The organism is Marivirga harenae, from assembly GCF_030534335.1.
Lineage (GTDB): Bacteria > Bacteroidota > Bacteroidia > Cytophagales > Cyclobacteriaceae > Marivirga > Marivirga harenae.
In genome coordinates this window covers 3,000,823-3,019,346 of sequence record NZ_CP130565.1, presented here as the reverse complement: position 1 = coordinate 3,019,346, position 18,524 = coordinate 3,000,823, and the positions used below count along the sequence as shown (strand labels likewise).

The window sequence follows — 18,524 nt, the reverse complement described above, 5'->3', positions numbered from 1 at the left end:
TCATCAGTTTAGACATTTGCTAAAACATAGAATTGATCGAAATGAGGCTACAACGATTTTTAATATTTTTAATTGTTTTTTTTACCGGCTTTGTTTCGCATGCTCAGAATTATAATGGGCAATTTTGGACGGAAAGTAATGCTAGAGCTTCTGCAAGATTAATTTCGACTGAAAAACAAAAAATTTACAAATTAGCTGTTGACCAGTTAAAGGCAAAATTAAATCAAAATTCAAAATTAAATTTTAGCATCCCCTACCCTGACGGAGCATTTCAGGAATTCAAATTGGAGGAAAGCCCTATTATGGCACCGGCTTTAGCTAAAAAATATCCCAACATCAAAACCTATAGTGGGAGAAACCCTACAACTGGTGAAACTCTACGATTAGACCTAAGCAAAAAAGGATTTCATGCCATGGTCTATTCCACTGAAGGCGTATTTTTTATTGACCCCGTCCAAGATCAATTCAACGACTACCAAATCTATTATAAAAAAGATTTGAAAAGAGATCCCAAAAAGCCAAGATTTGAGGAATTAGAACCTATCATTGCAGATGATGTTCAATTTCAACGAATGCAATCCATGGTTGAATCTGGTAATGTAAATCAACCTTCCGGAACACAATTAAGAACCTATAGAATAGCCGTGGCAGCAACGGGCGAATACACTGAATTTCACGGAGGTACTGTGGAAGATGGTTTGTCTGCCATAGTGAGCACTATGAACAGGGTCAACAGCATTTATGAAAAAGAAATTGCAGTAAGAATGGTGTTAGTAGAAAATAATGATGAAATTATTTTTACAAATAGTAGTACAGACCCTTTTACAGTTGATGATGTCGGGATATTAATTGATGAAAATCAAGTAGTCCTAGACAGTATAATTGGTAATCAAAATTATGATTTAGGGCATAATTTCTCAACTGCTGCTGGTGGACTAGCAGGATTAGGAGTGGTATGTAGATCAAATTCAAAAGCAAGGGGAGTAACAGGTATTAATCAACCCATTGGTGATCCCTTTGATGTGGACTATGTTTCACACGAAATTGGTCATCAATTTGGGGCGCCACACACATTTAATGGAACAGTCAGTTCTTGCGGGCAGAACCGTTCCGCTAATTCCGCATATGAGCCAGGTAGTGGTTCCACCATAATGGCTTATGCTGGTATTTGTGGTGGCGATAACATTCAAAATAATAGTGATCCATATTTTCATACGGCCAGCTTAGATTTCATGAATGCGTATATTCAAGATAATGCGGGGAATAATTGTGCCGACATTACGGAGACAGGCAACAACCTTCCGATAGTAGAAGCTGGCCAAGGTGGTTTTACAATCCCTATTAGTACACCTTTCCAGCTAAATGGGTTCGCTACAGATCCTGATGGCGATCAGTTAAATTACGCTTGGGAGCAATTTGATTTGGGACCTGCCGGTTCTCCGAATTTACCTCAAGATAATGCACCATTATTCAGATCCTTTTCACCTACTCTTGACAGTTTTAGAATCTTTCCACAAATATCGGATATCCTTAATGGTACACAGACCAAGGGTGAAATATTACCGGATTATGCAAGGAATCTTAACTTTAGACTTAGCGTACGTGATAATCAAGCAATAGCGGCTGTGGATCATGATGAAATTAGTTTTAGTGTAACAGATATAGCCGGCCCGTTCATTGTTGATACCATTTCTGGGGACTACAGTGGACTCAATATTATCACAGTAAGCTGGGAAGTGAATAATACCAATATAGCTCCGGTAAATGCAGCATTTGTGGATATATACCTCTCCACTGATGGAGGACAAACATTTTCTGTAAAAGTGTTGGAAAATACAGAAAATGATGGCTCAGAACCTATTGAATTACCAAATATCAATACCAATCAGGCAAAAATAAAAGTGGTCGCCTCCAATAATATTTTCTTTAACATTAGCCCGGACGTTTTTACCATTACAGAAACCACCGAGCCAACCTTTACTTTGGAAGCTGAAATTGACAGTGATCAATATTGCCCTGAGGATGAAATTACATTTACCATCAATATAACTTCTATTTTAGAATATGATGAAAGCATTAATTTATCAGTAAGTGACTTAGCAGATTTTGAGGTTAGTTTCGATCAAAATACACTTACCCCTGGGGAAAGCACTATCTTAACAATCACCAATACCAACCAAAATACAGGAGAATTTAATTTCACACTGGAAGCCAATACGGTGGACAAATCAAAAAGTAAAGAATTGAGCTTTAATGTAGTTGATTTCCCGACAGCACCAAATATTACTTTTCCTGTGGAAGCGGACAACAATATCAATTTAAGCCCAACTGTAATGTGGGAAGACAGTGATTTGCAGGCTGACTACTTATTAGAAATCGCTTTAGATAATAATTTTAATGAAAAAGTAGATTCTGTAGAGGTTGTTAATGCAAAAGAATATAAACTACAAGAGAACCTGCAAAGACTCACAAGCTATTTTGTGCGTGTAAAGGCAATTAATAATTGTGGGGAAAGTGATTTTTCTGATGTTATTTCCTTTTCAACTGCAGATATTATTTGTGATTTATACGAAGGAACGGATTTGCCTTTATCAATTTCATCTGAAAATGTAGATACAATTCAATCTATTATAAATATTCCATACTCAGGAAAAGTTGAATCTATTGCCATAAGCAATTTAGTAGGTACGCATTCCTATATTAATGATTTAAGTTTCATATTAGAAAGCCCTACTGGTACTCAAATCACTTTACTCTCCAATATTTGCGATGATCAGGATAATTTTAACCTATCCATTAGTGATGAGGGAACATCATCAGAATTACCTTGTCCTCCAAGCGATGGGGAAACCTATCAATCTGAAGAAGCCCTCAATACCTTAAATGGAGAAGAATCAGAAGGAGAATGGAAATTAATAGTTATTGATCGTTTTGCAGCGGATGGTGGAGAATTGCAGTCATGGTCACTTGATCTGTGCTTACTGGATGTTGTAGCTCCTGAAATTCTAGCACCCACTAATTTAACCGCGAATGAAAATGTAACAGGAACTGTGGAACTCTCTTGGACAGATAATTCTGAAAATGAGACTAGTTTTATTATTGAAAGATCGACAGACAACAATTCAAATTTTCAGGAATTTGCTGATGTAGACTCCAATAGCTCAACATATTCTGATACCGATATAGTAGGACAAACCCAATATTTTTATAGAGTGAAGGCTGTATTGGATATATTTTCATCGGATTATTCGAATGACATCAATATTACTACCCAATTGCAAGTACCTCCTGCCCCCTCTACAATAACTGCCTCTAATTTAGAAAGTGGTAATGTTTTGATTCAATGGACAGATAATACTGATTTAGAAGAAGGTTATATATTGGAAAGATCGCAGGGTGATAACACTAACTATAGTAATTTAGCAGAATTAGAAGCAAATTCCTTTGATTTTGTAGACGAAACAGTTGAAGAAGAAAGTGTATATTTCTACAGAGTAAAGGGATTTAATGAGAACGGAGACGGCAATTATTCCAGCGAAGTAGAAATTGAAACTTTGATTGGATTGCCGCTTGCCCCAACCGATCTAGACTTTGAGTTATTGAATGATAGTACGGTAAGGCTCAACTGGGCTGACAATGCTCAAAATGAAAGTTCTTACAGGGTACAAAGATCTGATAATGGAAATGATTTTATTTCTGTGGCTGAATTGGAAGTTGACAGTAAAAGTTATGAAGAAATATTAAATTCTGGCAACTATAATTATAGGGTATTGGCTAGAAATACGAGGGGAAATTCTAACTTCAGTAATGAGGTTACAGTTGAAATAGATCTAGAAAATGGTGTTCTTAGTGTTCGAGATGAATGGAAATCAAAAATTACTTTATTTCCCAATCCTGCCCAGCAAATTGTTAATCTCAAAAATGAGAGTCAATATGAAATTGAAAAAATTCAGATTAGAAATAGCTTAGGCCAGAAAATAAGAGATGTTAAATTTAATGATGCAACGGAACTAGAGATTTCTATTCAAGATTTGAATAGTGGGATTTATTTCATTTATCTGGAGACCATTGATAATGTCCTTATTAAACAGTTGATGGTCAAATAGTTTTTATCCTATGGTCGATTTTAAATCTTGATTAAATACATTCAGAGTGTCATTTAGGAAATTTTATTTTTCCAATCAAAGAAAAATATCTGAAATCTTAAGAAGATATACCGATGGGTTGGCAAAAGTAGGATAAATTCAGACTTTTGAAAAAATCAGGTCTTAATTTCGGTAACTCAGTTAAAATTCCACATGCCCTGCAAACCACATAAAATATTGATTGAAGATTGCGGGTATGAGGACAACAATGCAAGCCAGACGAGGATGCGGGTTGAAGCTTATTTTTGTCTTGAATTTTTGTTTCTTTTTGTTCAAGCAAAAAGAAAAAGTAGACACTGCAAAAATATAATTTGATACATACTTTATTAAATAACATATAAAACCCCAGATATTGTCAATATCCTTCGATTTTAGGGTTTTATATATGATGGTAATCTATAAAAGACTTTTTAAATTTGTTTAGAAGCAATTTTAGAGTTATTGTTTAATAATCAAGAGTATCATAATTTCCCATCATAGCCTATTCCGCTTTGAAGAAACGATAGTTTTATTAATCGAATTCAAGTTTTTACTGTTAAAACCTCTTGAGTCTTCTTCAAGCTCTAGGGTGAAATTCCTTCAAAGTCTGACTTAAGAAATCTCTATCCAGATGGGTGTAAATCTCAGTAGTGGTGATGGATTCATGCCCCAACATTTCTTGCACCGCCCTAAGATCGGCCCCGCCTTCAATCAAATGAGTAGCAAATGAATGCCGAAAAGTATGTGGACTTACCTTTTTTCTCAATCCTGCCATCACTACTTGTTTTTTAATCATTGTAAATACGGAAACACGACTTATTGAACCTCCAAATCGATTTAGGAATACAAAATCCTTTGCCTCTGGTTTTGGCTGTTGATGAATTCTCACTTCGTTGATATAAATTTTCAATTGCTTGGCTGCAGATTTCCCCATGGGAACCAATCTTTCTTTACTCCCTTTCCCAATTATCCTCAAAAAGCCGATATCAAAATAGGTATTCGATATTTTCAATCCCACCAATTCACTGACCCTCAATCCTGACGAATACAAAACCTCAAGCATTGTTCTGTCCCTTTGGCCATTTGAAGTACTTCTATCAATTGAATTAATAATACAATCAATTTCATCAAGACTTAGCACATCTGGTAATTTTCTACCCAGTTTCGGTGCTTCCAACAACTCAGCAGGATTCTCAGCAATAATATCTTCAAACAAAAGATACTTGAAAAATCCTTTTATGCCTGAGACGACTCTAGCTTGAGTATGCACTGTCATCCCCAGTTCATTTACATATTCTAAAAAATCATGTAAATCTGTGGCAGAAACTTCCAGTGGTCCAACATTTCGATTGGAGATATCCAAAAACTGTTTTAGCTTTAAGACATCATGTACATAAGCAGCAACAGAGTTTTCTGCTAGTGAACGTTCCAATTGCAAATAATTTTTGTATTCAGATAAAAATATGTCCCAAGCCATAATCGAATGTAATGGATAAAAAGAAAATCATTATTATCAATGGTCCAAATTTAAACCTTTTAGGCAAAAGAGAACCTGAAATTTATGGTGCTTCCGGCTTTGAGGAGTATTTCTTGCAATTGCAAAAACACAATCCTGATTTGGTGCTCGAGTATTACCAATCAAATATTGAAGGGAAATTAGTGAATAGAATTCAAGAGACTGATGGCAAATATGACGGCATTATTCTTAATGCAGCTGCATATACACATACCTCGGTGGCAATTCATGATGCTATTGGGGCTATTTCAGTACCTGTATTGGAAGTTCATATCTCCAACATCTACAAAAGGGAAGAATTCAGACATAAAAGTATCATTTCATCTAAATGCATTGGAATGATTTCTGGACTTGGTCTAAAAGGATATCAATTGGGATTAGAGTACTTTAAAACTATGAAAAGAAAAAAATGAAAATCGCTATAATTGCCCATGATGGAAAAAAGCCCGAGATGGTTTCTTTCCTGAACAAAAATAAAGATAAACTGAAGGAAATTGAATTGGTAGCCACTGGAACAACTGGTAAATATGTGGAAAATACAGGCTTAAATGTAGAAAAACTACTTTCTGGCCCAATTGGCGGAGATGCACAAATAGCCGCACTTTCAGCGGAAAAGAAATTGGAAATGGTACTTTTTTTCAGAGATCCATTAGGCAAACACCCACACGAACCTGATGTGCAAATGTTAATGAGAATTTGCGATGTCCATAATATCCCTATTGCCACTAATCCAGCTACAGCGCAATTGCTCATTGATGCTTTTTGGCGTAAACAAATGGACTAATGATTCTTAAATACTGATTATCAATAGATTAATTTAAATTATTCGACCAACGCTATTGCTAAAACTTATGAATTGTATTATATTACAAATAACTATAAACTTTTCATGCAATGGGCGATCGCGAATTTATTCAATCAGGCACAACAGGGCCACGTCTGAAATACCTTTCTAAATTTTTCAATAGCTACACGAGCGCTTGGATAATTTCAGCCCTATTAGTAACTGCTACCTACGGATACTTTTTTCAATCGGAATACCTGCAAGAATCAGGTCCATGGAAATTAGCATTGACTTTAGGGGGTGAATTCATTCTTGCACTCATATTGACGGGATTCATTACTTTATTTATTTACGATAAAAGGCAAACCTCTACTCCTATTCAACGTGTTTTTCCAGTGGTCATATGGGGTCGAAAATTTCTTGTGAAAGTAGGTCCATTACTGCGACAATACCTATTTTCTAATGACCAAGAGGAAACACCTTATAATAGAATCACCAGAAACTGGATATATGCGACTTCAGCAGGAGTTAGTAACACCATTGGCTTTGGTAGCCAAATAGACATGGATAAAGTAGGGACTACGCTTATAATGCCCGCCACATTTACCAATACCAAAACTAAGACAGGAGATGAAACAGGTCAATTTTATAAAAAAGTAATTGGTGAGCATACGGGAGTTCAAACCTATACTTTAAATCATTTTGTACATATCAGTGCCATGTCTTACGGAGCTCTTTCTTACAATGCTCATGCTGCTTTGAGTAAAGGAGCTAAGTTGGCAGGAATACTTCATAATACTGGTGAAGGATCATTAGCCCCTTGCCATGAATATGGTGGAGCAGATTTAGTATTCCAGATTGGAACAGCTAAATACGGAATCAGAACAGAAGATGGGGATATGGATGACAATTTATTGAAAGAAATGGCCGATCATCCCCAGGTGAAAATGTTTGAAATCAAGCTTGCACAAGGAGCCAAACCGGGTAAAGGTGGTATGTTGCTGAAAGAAAAGATCACAGCCGAAATAGCTCAAATAAGAAAAATCCCAATGGGAAAAGATGCCTATGCACCTGCAAGGCACAAAGAATTCTCTGATGTAGCTGGACTTTTTGACTTTATAGATAAAGTGCGGAAAATCACCAATAAACCTGTGGGCATAAAAATGGTGATAGGTCATACTGTAGAGATTGAAGATATAGCCAAAAAAATGAAAGATGAGCCAGGCAGGGGACCTGATTATATGGTTATTGATGGCGGAGATGGCGGTACAGGTGCCTCCCCGCATGTTTTGAGTTCTTATGCAGGCTTACCTATGAAGCAAGCAGTAGCCGTAGCTGACTGGGCTTTAAGACACAATGGCGTAAGAGATAAAGTAGTGCTTTTTGCTAGCGGTAAAATCGCTACTACCATCGATATTGCCGTTGCCATGGCCTTAGGAGCTGATGCCGTTTACATTGCCAGAGGCTTCATGCTTTCATTAGGCTGTATTCAAGCCTTAGAATGCCATACAAACGCGTGCCCTACAGGCATAGCAACTCAAAACAAGCGCTTACAAAAAGCCTTGGATATAGAAGCCGCAGCCAAAAGGATTGCCACCTATGCTGATGCGCTCTATAAAGAAACTCAAATGCTTGCTGAATCATGTGGTTATGAAAGCCCTAATCAAATTACAGCCGATGATATCATGGTCGTCACTTCCCCTGGTCATTTAGATTATCTTTCAGAATTGCAAGGTATTTCAGCTTTTGAGGCCAGCCAGGAAAGAAGATTGGCTAAAGAAAAAAACATGAGTGTTGGAGAAATGAAGATGAGGCGAGAAGAGGTTTGATGAAAAATATTATTAAAGGCAGCTTTCTTTTTAATCAAATTGTCGTTTTCTATGTCTTGTCCTGAAATAGCTTTACACAAATAAAGCTAATCATGGGAATAAAATACAGCGAAAGTACAATTTATGAGATCTGTAGAAGGATAGACACAGGCGAGATCAGCTACAGCGATGCACAGAGAGAATATGGCGTAAAAAGTCAAGGTAGTAGTGGCCCTTGGCTTAGAAAATATAGGGCAGAATTGCCCCCCAACTGACGCACGCGTGTCGCGTGTGCCTATCTGCAACAAAGCCTATATATGCTAATTTACAAAATCAATTTCCAAAACACCTTTACCACCACTATAATCAATAGCACTACTATGTTTCCAATGATGAGCCTCATATACAAAACCTGCAACTACTGGATTCTGATGAATGTAATTAACTTTTTGATCGATCACAGCATTACTGTACAATTCTATAGGTTTATTATTATGTTGCCACAATTGACTGCTTTTCACATTACTGCTCTTTGAACCAGCCCTTTTAAACATCCAAAGCATCCATTCCTTTCTACTTTCTTGTATATTTTCATTTATGGATGCTTGCAATTGCTTGGAGGTAAATTCTTTAAACCTTCCTAAAACTTTTTCCGGGTTATTTTCTTTGGCTCTGAAAATCAAATGTAAATGGCTTGGCATAATACAATAACAATAAATTTCCATTCCTTTATTTTTTCTACAGTAATCCAAGCTATCAATAAGGATTGAAAAATACTGTTCCCGTACCATCAAATCAATCCAATATACTGTGGCAAAACTTACGAAATACAGACCTTCTTTATTATGAAATTTGTACTTTCTGCTCATATACAACTAGGTTAAGGTTGATAATAAATATTTTCTCAATTATTTTCTGACTTTGGTTAGAGACGAACGCGACACGCGTGCGCTAGCTTTGCTAGTGTATTGTCCTAAAATTACTATAAATACTAAAGTAATTAGTAGGAAGAATTTAGCAAATTATTTTTAACTAAAAGTTTAATAAAAAATTAATAACAATATAAAATATCTTCTATAATTATTAATAAGTAGCATTTACTTAGCTACTGGCAGTCATAGATTGGCGCACGCGTGTCGCGTGTGCCAATCTATTTCTCAAAACCACCTTAAAACCCAATTAAACATAATATGACATCAAGGTGACACCACTATGTCGTAACAAAGTCCATCATTTAAAAATAGTTTTGTACTTTAACAAATCGAAAAATGATGGAAAAAGAAAGTATCGCAAAAAACTTAGTTTACTATCGTAAACAACAAGGATTATCACAAGAAAGGCTATCGGAAAAGTCGAGTGTCACAGTAAGAACAATCCAAAGAATCGAGAAAGCTTCTGTTAATCCGCATCTCGACACCCTTAAATTATTGGCAGTCGGATTGGGAATTCAACTAGAAGATTTAAAGCCTTTAGATAACCCAAAAGAAGAAAGCATTCAAACAAAATGGCTATTGCTCTTTCATGGTTTGCCACTATTAGGAGTAGTAGTTCCTTTCTTCAATATCTTTACGACTTTGTTCCTATGGGTACATAAGCGAGAAGACAATCCAATCTATGATTTACATGGTAGAAAAATCATTAACTATAACATTTCAATTACCCTAATTTTTATCATTGCATTTATTGCACTACTAACTGTGGAAGGTTATGGCTTCCTTTTCTTTGTAAGCGTTGTACCGATCAATTTTGCCATCATCATTTTTAATATGTTTTATGTGGTGAATAAACAAAAATGCTATTACCCTTTCGCAGTCCCTTTTCTTTCACTCAAAAGAAAAGCAAAACATGTTCTAATCGCACTGCTAGTTATATTTTCTTCCTGTTCAGCTCCTACTGAGCATGTCATAACTCGCTTAGATGGAAGCAAACTAACCCTTGACTCACTGGAACAAAAGGTAAAGCTCCTCATAAGAAAAGCTGAAGTCCACGGTTTAAATATGGCCATTTTAGAAAACAATAAGGTTTCCTATCAAAATTCATTTGGCTACAAAAACTTTGAGGATAAGACCGTTTTAACTGACACCACCAGTATTTACGGGGCATCCCTAAGCAAGGCTGTATTTAGTGTTTTGGTCATGAAATTAGTAGAGGCAGGCGTTATAGACTTGGACACTCCCTTGGAATCATACTTGCCCAAAAAGATCTACCAATATGAGCCACAAACCCGTTGGCATGATGACTATTCAGATTTAGAAAATGATACGCTCTACCATAAAATCACCGCAAGAATGTGCTTATCCCACACTTCTGGCTTCCCAAATTGGAGATGGTTTGAAGCTGATAAAAAGCTGAGAGTTAAATTTGAACCTGGAGAAAAGTATCTCTACTCTGGTGAAGGCATGGTATATCTCCAAGTAGTCATTGAAAAAATTACAGGAAAAGGATTAGAAGAATTGGCTCAAGAAAAAATCTTTACCCTTTTAGAAATGGACAACTCCAGCTTTCAATGGCAAACCCAATATGAAGCAGATTTTGCTTATGGGCATAACAAAAAGGGCGAACTGTATCAAAAAGACAAGGACAATGAGCCCAGAGGTCCCAGCACCTTAGAAACTACCGCATCAGATTATGCTTTATTTCTAGAAGCAGTTTTAAATAAAAAGCTCTTGAGTCATCAAAGCTGGAATGAAATTCTACAACCTCAAACCCGAATTAAATCTAAAAGACAATTCGGACCACTCTCCAATGAAATAACTGATGAATATGATGTCATTCAGCTTTCCTATGGATTAGGCTTTGGATTATTTAAAACACCTTATGGATGGGCAGCATTTAAGGAAGGGCATGGCAATGGTTTTCAACACTATTTCATTCTGTTTCCAAAAACAAAAAGCGGAGTTATGCTCATGACTAATAGTGATAATGGGGAGAGTATTTTTAAATATCTATTAGAATTATCTATTAAGGATACTTTTACTCCTTGGAGGTGGGAAAACTACCTTCCGTATGATCATGAAATATGATTTACTTTCTATGTGATTTATATATCCTAGTAATATTTTCTAGAATGTTAAATAGGATATATAAACTCTATTAAAACCGCAATTAGAACATCCAAATCCGAATTGCGTTTTAATAACAATATAAGCAAAGTTAATTACAATCATGAAACGAAGAATTCTCTGATTAGAAAGTAGTTTTCAGAGTACCCCATCTCATTTTATCAAAAGTTGTATTTTCAACCAAACATTAATATCAAATTAAGTTTATCTTTAATATTAAAACTACGATATTACAAAGCACTGTTAAAAACAATTACACCTGACAAAATTGATTAGCACGATTAAAACAAGTATTAAGATCTTTCAGCCTACCAGCGGGGAAAATTAATTTATTAATAATAAATATTGTTTTTATTCATTTTTTCTCCAAAAACAATAACACAATCCTATGTTTTAAAGTTTATTGAATGTATTTTACATTATTGCTATGTAATACAACTAGTTCAGGATTAAATTAGAACTACAATCGATTCAAATATGATCCTATGAGTTAGAGCCTGAAATAAATACTGAGGATAATATATTCTATTTCAATATTTCTTTAGTAAGTATTTTCAATTATTTAATTTTATGCAAGCTTTTTCATTCTTTCAATTCATTTGAACTAATTTAATAATGAGCCATTGATTACTAATTCAAATAAAACTAAAAGAAATCTTAGAGACGCGAGTAGTGAGTCTAATCTGCTATCTAAAATAATAGTTATTTTAGTTTTGATTTTGTTGTCAGGTCATGAGAGCTTGTGTCAATTCTACCCAGCAAAATTGTATTCCGTTCGTGATGGAATGCCTACAAATGCTATTTATGACATCACCCAATCTCCAGATGGGACCTTGTGGTTCATGACTTCTAAAGGTGTTGCCGAATATAACTCGCTTGACTGGAAACTTTACCCCGACAGTCTCCAGCTTCCTAACTCCCCTTATTCTTTCATTAGAGCACTTGATGATGGGTCAATTTGGGTTGCGGGCCAGAACAGTGAAGGTTTTACGATTAATTATTTGAAAAATGAAAAATGGCATTCAATTAAGACTGAAGCGATCGATAAAGTAAAAAGTAAGTTCACTTTTGATGTTAAAATGAAACAGAAGGGTTACCAATTGGTAATAGGCAATCAAAATTATCTACAGATATTAAATACCTCAGAGGATAAATTGGAGAGAGTTCTGTTACCCACTACTAAATCCGCTGAAATCTACTCGGTCTCTTTTCGTGAGGATAAAATTTACATTCCTAGTTCTGAAGGGCTATTTGTATTTGACGAAACTATAAAGTCACATGAAGTGACTAAGCTTTTAGGCTCGAAAAAAGAAATTCTTCAAATTACATGGCACAATAATCACTTATATCTTTTGGGTAAGAATTGGCTAGGACATTATAAAAACGATCAACTGGTGTATTTAAGCAAGAATACTGGGGTCAACAATATTAGTCAATTCAATAAGCATAATTTAACCATTGACCAGTTTGGAAGGATATTTTTTAGCAGTATGAGTTCTGCACGCTTTTTAGATCCTGCAACAGGTAAAAGCGAAATCTTGTTCGTGAACGGTCGGATTTTCAATGCAAAGAGTAATAAGATTTTTGTAGATGACGAAAACAATATCTGGGTTGGAGATCATCGTGGGCTTTTCAAGTTTAATGTATTAAGATTCCAAAATTACAATGAGAATATCGGATTAGCTGATGACGAAGTTACTGCTATCTCCGAGTATCAAGATCAACTAGTTTTAGCTAATAAAGCCTATTTGAACTTTTTAGAACAAGGGGACATCAAGAAAAAAATCCCTGTAAACTATGAAGTAGGCATTAGAATACTTGACATTGCATATGATGGTCAAAACGTATTGTACATGGCCACCAATTCAGCTGGTTTACAAGTATATAATGGCACTAAGGTAGCTAATATTAAATTACCAAAGCTTCAGGAAAATAGGATAACTACCGTGGAGTTTATCGATGACAAATTGTTTTTTGCTAGCATGGATGCTTTGTTTTCATATGAGGGAGGACAAATAACAAAAGAGGTTTCTGTATCTGGAATTAGAAACATTAAAGATTTAAGTGCCGATAGTATTGCTGCCGTTAGTACAAACAATGGTTTGTATTTGTACCACCCTAAAACAAAGGAGCTAAAACACATCACGTCTAAATCTCTCAATTATCGAAACGTATATGATATCTGTAGCTGGAATGGCCAATACTTTGTTGGTACAAATGGTGGATTGGCAATAATTAAAAACAATGAGATTATTCCCTATTTCACAACTGAGAAATTAAATAGAGTTGCAATTTATAGTGTATTTGTAAGTACAAATAATAAATTATGGATAGGGACCAACGAAGGTGTATTTATATGGGATGAGGAAAAACTAGTTAATTACAATCGTTCGCACGGACTAATTGGTGATGAAATAAATAGAAATGCCTTTCTTCAAATCAATAAGAAGAAAGTTTGGATAGGAACTGAGTTGGGTGCTTCTGTTTATGATTACAGCAAAGACATCAGTATGGAGATTATTCCGAATCTAAAAATAACCAAAGCATCTACATTAAACGGCCAGTCCTTAAAAGAAGACAGTAATATTTTAAATTATGATGACAACACTATTGAATTTCAGTTTATAGGAGTATCATTTTTTGACGAAAATCAAGTAAAGTATCGATATAAGTTAGTGGGATTTGATAATAAGTACCTCTATATAAATAATCCAAATTCAAATTCTATTCGGTATACTAATTTGCCCCCCAATGATTATGAATTTCTAGTGGAAGCTAGCATTGATTCTAACCATTGGAGTAATCCAAAAAGCATAAGTTTCACTATTGAGAAACCCTTTTATTCGACCTACTGGTTCTTGATTTCTTTGGCCCTACTTATTATCATCATTCTTTATTCAGTTTACAGAATCCGCTTTAATATAATACTCCGAAATCAGAAAAAGCTTAAAAAAGAGGTTAGTCAAAGAACCCAGGAAATTCAACGGATGAATGACGAAATTCAAGCTCAAAATGAAGAGCTAATGAGTCAAAGTGAAGAAATAGCTACCAATAATGAGCGACTAGAAGAGGTAGTTCAAGACCGAACTCAAAAACTGCAAGAGCAGAATGAGCGCCTATCACGTTACGCTTTTATGAATTCCCATGAATTAAGAGGGCCAATATGCAGAATGATTGGCTTATTAAATGTCCTAAAAATCACAAAACCAAAGGAGCAACAAAAAATATTGGATCTGATACAAGCAACAGGATTTGAACTTGATGCTATAACAAGAAAAATAAATCAAACGCTGGATAGTGGAGATTTAAGCGAGGCATATGAATCATATAGTATAGAAAATATTAATGCTGAAATCAAAGCTAATAAAGAATCGAAAAAGTGAAACTATGCTGATCACATCAACTTGATAGGTTTAAATAGTCCAATGGTATTGAATTTGTATCTGTGCCAGTCCTAAGCCTTGCTTAAACTACTTATTTCACCTTAATCAACACACTGAAAAACATCTGTTAGCTGTTCTTCAAATATACGTTGCTGATTAATCGCAGCAAAGTTCATACATAAAACAACCCCCTTCGCTTCTAACACGAAGCAGGTAAAAATAAAAAAGTCACGAGCGGATTACTCATACGCACTTCCTTGCTGCACTTGCTCTCGTGAATCTGCGCCTTCGGCTTGATTTCGAACCTTCGGTTCTCATCCGCTGGAAAGCTTATGCATAAAAAAACCTCCTACCCTATTGCTAGTGTAGGAGGTAAAAATAAAGAGGTCACGAGCGGATTCGAACCGCTGTAGATGGTTTTGCAGACCACTGCCTAGCCGCTCGGCCACGTGACCATTGTCGCATTTGCGATTGCAAAAATAGACATATTATTGTGCTTGTCAAATAGAGAATTCAATTATTATTAAATAATTTCACATTAAGCTGACTATGAATAGGATAAATATATCCTCAAAAAATAAAAAGCCATCTACTTATTCAGCAGATGGCTTTCCTATATGATTGAAAGAAATAAGATTTACTCTTTATCTTCTTTCTTATCGTCAGCTTTTTTCTCTTCAGCTTTTGCCTCTTTCTCATCCGCTTTAGCTTCTTCCTTCTTGGCTTCTGCCTTCACTTCATCCGCTTTTGGCTCTTCTTTCTTAGCTGCTTTTTTAGCTTCAGCTTTTGGCTCTTCCTCTTTTTTAGGAGCAGCTTTTTTCTTGCTTCCGCCTTTAGCGTCATCTTCCATCTGAGTTTTCAATGCTGATAGAGCATCTAAATCACCCAATGTGGATGAAGAAGCCTGTTGCTTAGGAGCTGATTTCTTCTTACCACTGCCAGTTGCCGGCTTCTTCTTAGGAGCCGCTTCTTCAACTTTTGCGTGTGTATGTAAGTGAGAAAGAACAATTCTCTTATCATCTTTAGAGAATTCTAATACTTGGAATTCTAATGACTCTCCAACTTCTGCCATTGAGTCGTCAGCTTTCTTCAAATGCTTAGTTGCAGCAAAACCTTCAATGCCGTATGGAAGCTCCAATATCGCACCTTTTTCGTTTTTGTTCAACACAGTACATTTGTGCTTCGATCCAACAGTAAATACTGATTCGAAAGTATCCCAAGGATTTTCTTCCAATTGTTTATGTCCTAATGCTAATCTTCTGTTATCAACATCAAGTTCTAAAACAACAACGTTCAACTCTTCTCCTACTTTCACGAATTCAGATGGATGCTTGATTTTCTTAGTCCAGCTTAAATCAGAAACGTGAACCAATCCGTCAATACCTTCTTCTAACTCGATGAACAAGCCGAAGTTAGTCATATTTCTAACCACACCTTTGTGCTCAGTACCAACAGCATATTTCGTCAATACTTCTTTCTTGTTCCAAGGATCTTCAGTTAGTTGCTTGATACCAAGAGACATTTTTCTTTCTTCTTTATCCAAAGTAAGAACAACAGCCTCTAGCTCATCTCCAACATTGATGAAATCCTGTGGATTTCTCAAGTGCTGTGACCAGCTCATTTCAGAAACGTGAATCAAACCTTCAACACCTGGAGCAATTTCCAAGAATGCACCGTAATCAGCAACATTAACAATTTTACCTTTCACTTTAGAACCTACATCAAGGCCTTCAGCCAATGAGTCCCAAGGGTGAGAAGTCAATTGCTTCATACCTAAAGAAATACGTTTCTTGCCTTCATCAAAGTCTAATACTACAACTTTCACTTTTTCGTCAAGCTTCAATACTTCTTCTGGGTGGTTAATTCTACCCCATGAGATGTCAGTAATGTGCAATAAACCATCAACGCCACCAAGGTCAATAAATACACCAAAGTTGGTCATGTTCTTGATTACACCTTCTAGAACTTGTCCTTTTTCAAGGTTGTTCAAGATTTCAGCTTTTTGCTTCTCAAGGTCTTTTTCTATCAATACTTTGTGTGAAACTACTACGTTATCATTGCTGTAGTTAATTTTCACAACTTTTACTTCCATTTTCTTTCCAACGAAAACATCGAAATCGCGAATTGGCTTAACGTCAATTTGAGAACCTGGTAAGAAGGCTTCAACACCGTGTACATCCACGATCAGACCACCTTTAGTTCTTCTTTTCACTAATCCTTCAATTATTTCGTCATTGTCAAGTGCAGATTGGATTTTGTCCCATGCACCAACAATTTTTGCTTTTCTTCTGGATAAAACTAATTCTCCATTTTGATCTTCACGCTCTTCCACGTAAACCTCCACTTCATCACCTACTTTTAAGTCAGGAGTGTCACGGAATTCATTGGTAGGAACTAATCCGTCAGATTTGTAGCCAACGTTCAATACCACGTCACGATCATTAATCGCAACAACGATACCTTTAACCACTTCCTGCTCTGCTAGATCAGTAGCAACATTGTCATACATTGCTGCTAATTCTTCTCTTTTAGATTTTGAGTAGCCTTCACCAAATCCTTTGGTTTCAAATGCTTCCCAGTCGAACTCTTCGTTCTTCACGTTTTCTTGATTTTCTGCCATAATGTGTCAGGGCTCTTTAATTACAATAACAACCCGAGCCAAGATTGCCATCGTTTTGGTTTACAAATACTTATCTACTCAGATAAGCCCGTTCACTTGAACGGAATGCAAAGGTACGATTTATTTATGAAGTCACAAGATGTTGGGGCTCAGATAATAAAAAAATCAATCTTCTTTTAAATCGAATAGATCGGCCTCAGAAAAGCCTACTTTGTAGTACTTGCCAAGTTCGAATTCTGAATGAATTGATTTTACAACTAAGACTTGCGATTTTGAAAACTCAAATTGATAACGGTAATAAGTTCCGATAAAAAGCTTCTCTGTCAACATCAAATCCAGCTGATATTCAGTTTCTCGTTCATCTTCAATAATAATATTTTCACTCCAGATCCCTAACACATTTTTTTGCCACTTACCTAAGGTAGCAATGGGAAGGACATTGACTTCATTTAATAAATTAGCTACAGATACAAATTCGGGATTTCTATACAGATTCTTAGGTGAAGCGCTTTTTATAATGTCACCACTTTGCAGTATATGGACGAAATCCGCAAGATAGAAAGCCTCATATAGATTATGACTTACCAAAACAATATTGCTATCAAATTCCTTTTTTACTTCTTTAATGGCATCTAAAAGGATCTGACGAGTTGGGTAATCTAGTTGGGTAAAAGGTTCATCAAGTAAAAGGACTGCAGGTTGCGTTGCTAAAGCTCTAGCTATTGCCAATCGCTGCTTTTCCCCGCCTGATAATTTTTCAATTTTTACTGATTTCAAATCTCCAAGTCTCATCAATTTTAATAATTGATTAATCTGCTCTTTCGCAAACTCGTCCTTAAAAGAAAGTAACGCATCTTTCAGGTTCTCAAGCACTGTTCTGTTCCGTAAGAGATTGAAGTTTTGTGCAACATATGCAAGTTCTTCATGCCCCGCAACCAAAACTTCCTCCGGATTTTCCAATTTCTGATTTTCAAACAACACTTCTCCTTTATCTGGAGCCACTAATCCGGCTAAAATCTTAAGTAAAGTCGATTTACCCTGTCCACTTTTACCCATGAGCACATGCGTTTCTCCTTCCTTTATCTGCAAAATAATGTTTGAAAGAATGGGCTTATCGAATGTTTTTGAGATACCTCGCGCTTCTAAAATAATTTTAGCCATGTAGAGAGAGTGATGATTAAATATCTACAAACAAAAAAAGCGAACTGATGTTCGCTTCATTTTTAT

Annotated in this window: 10 protein-coding genes and 1 tRNA gene; 6 read left to right on the top strand and 5 right to left on the bottom strand. The window is 35.8% G+C overall.

Features of this window, described 5'->3' with window-relative positions:
• Positions 1–41 precede the first annotated feature (41 nt).
• Entirely contained in the window at positions 42–4,106 is a 4,065-nt protein-coding gene (locus Q3Y49_RS12960) for a reprolysin-like metallopeptidase (protein WP_303268714.1), read from the top strand.
• Between the two features lie 595 nt (positions 4,107–4,701).
• On the opposite strand, the gene xerD is transcribed toward Q3Y49_RS12960, so the two are convergent.
• Complete coding sequence (xerD, locus tag Q3Y49_RS12955; protein WP_303268712.1) at positions 4,702–5,601, bottom strand: site-specific tyrosine recombinase XerD; 900 nt, start codon at positions 5,599–5,601, stop codon at positions 4,702–4,704.
• Between the two features lie 11 nt (positions 5,602–5,612).
• Here xerD and aroQ point away from each other — a divergent pair, with 11 nt between their 5' ends.
• From aroQ to Q3Y49_RS12940, 3 genes are all read left to right on the top strand, one after another.
• Positions 5,613–6,053: a type II 3-dehydroquinate dehydratase gene (gene aroQ / locus Q3Y49_RS12950; protein ID WP_303268710.1), complete on the top strand. Its 441-nt coding sequence runs from the start codon at positions 5,613–5,615 to the stop codon at positions 6,051–6,053.
• Positions 6,050–6,424: a methylglyoxal synthase gene (locus Q3Y49_RS12945; RefSeq protein ID WP_303268708.1), complete on the top strand. Its 375-nt coding sequence runs from the start codon at positions 6,050–6,052 to the stop codon at positions 6,422–6,424. The genes aroQ and Q3Y49_RS12945 overlap by 4 nt, the downstream gene beginning before the upstream one ends.
• A 110-nt stretch (positions 6,425–6,534) precedes the next feature.
• The gene (locus tag Q3Y49_RS12940) at positions 6,535–8,253 is read left to right on the top strand and encodes an FMN-binding glutamate synthase family protein (RefSeq protein ID WP_303268707.1); all 1,719 of its coding nucleotides are present in this window, start codon (positions 6,535–6,537) and stop codon (positions 8,251–8,253) included.
• Positions 8,254–8,552: 299 nt separating this feature from the next.
• Here Q3Y49_RS12940 and Q3Y49_RS12935 read toward each other — a convergent pair whose 3' ends face one another.
• Positions 8,553–9,101 carry an REP-associated tyrosine transposase gene (locus tag Q3Y49_RS12935; RefSeq protein WP_303268706.1) on the bottom strand — a complete coding sequence of 183 codons (549 nt, stop codon included), beginning with the start codon at positions 9,099–9,101 and terminating at the stop codon, positions 8,553–8,555.
• Between the two features lie 399 nt (positions 9,102–9,500).
• Here Q3Y49_RS12935 and Q3Y49_RS12930 point away from each other — a divergent pair, with 399 nt between their 5' ends.
• A complete protein-coding gene (locus Q3Y49_RS12930) occupies positions 9,501–11,255 on the top strand; it encodes a serine hydrolase (RefSeq protein ID WP_303268705.1) in 1,755 nt (584 codons plus the stop codon).
• Positions 11,256–11,917: 662 nt separating this feature from the next.
• Complete coding sequence (locus tag Q3Y49_RS12925; protein ID WP_303268704.1) at positions 11,918–14,677, top strand: ligand-binding sensor domain-containing protein; 2,760 nt, start codon at positions 11,918–11,920, stop codon at positions 14,675–14,677.
• 384 nt (positions 14,678–15,061) lie between these two features.
• On the opposite strand, the gene Q3Y49_RS12920 is transcribed toward Q3Y49_RS12925, so the two are convergent.
• From Q3Y49_RS12920 to Q3Y49_RS12910, 3 genes are all read right to left on the bottom strand, one after another.
• Positions 15,062–15,132: transfer RNA gene (locus Q3Y49_RS12920), tRNA-Cys, on the bottom strand.
• A 182-nt stretch (positions 15,133–15,314) separates the two neighbouring features.
• Complete coding sequence (gene rpsA, locus Q3Y49_RS12915) at positions 15,315–17,297, bottom strand: 30S ribosomal protein S1 (RefSeq protein WP_303268703.1); 1,983 nt, start codon at positions 17,295–17,297, stop codon at positions 15,315–15,317.
• A gap of 165 nt (positions 17,298–17,462) precedes the next feature.
• Positions 17,463–18,458, bottom strand: coding sequence for an ABC transporter ATP-binding protein (locus tag Q3Y49_RS12910; protein ID WP_303268702.1), 996 nt, complete (start codon positions 18,456–18,458; stop codon positions 17,463–17,465).
• Positions 18,459–18,524: the final 66 nt, after the last annotated feature.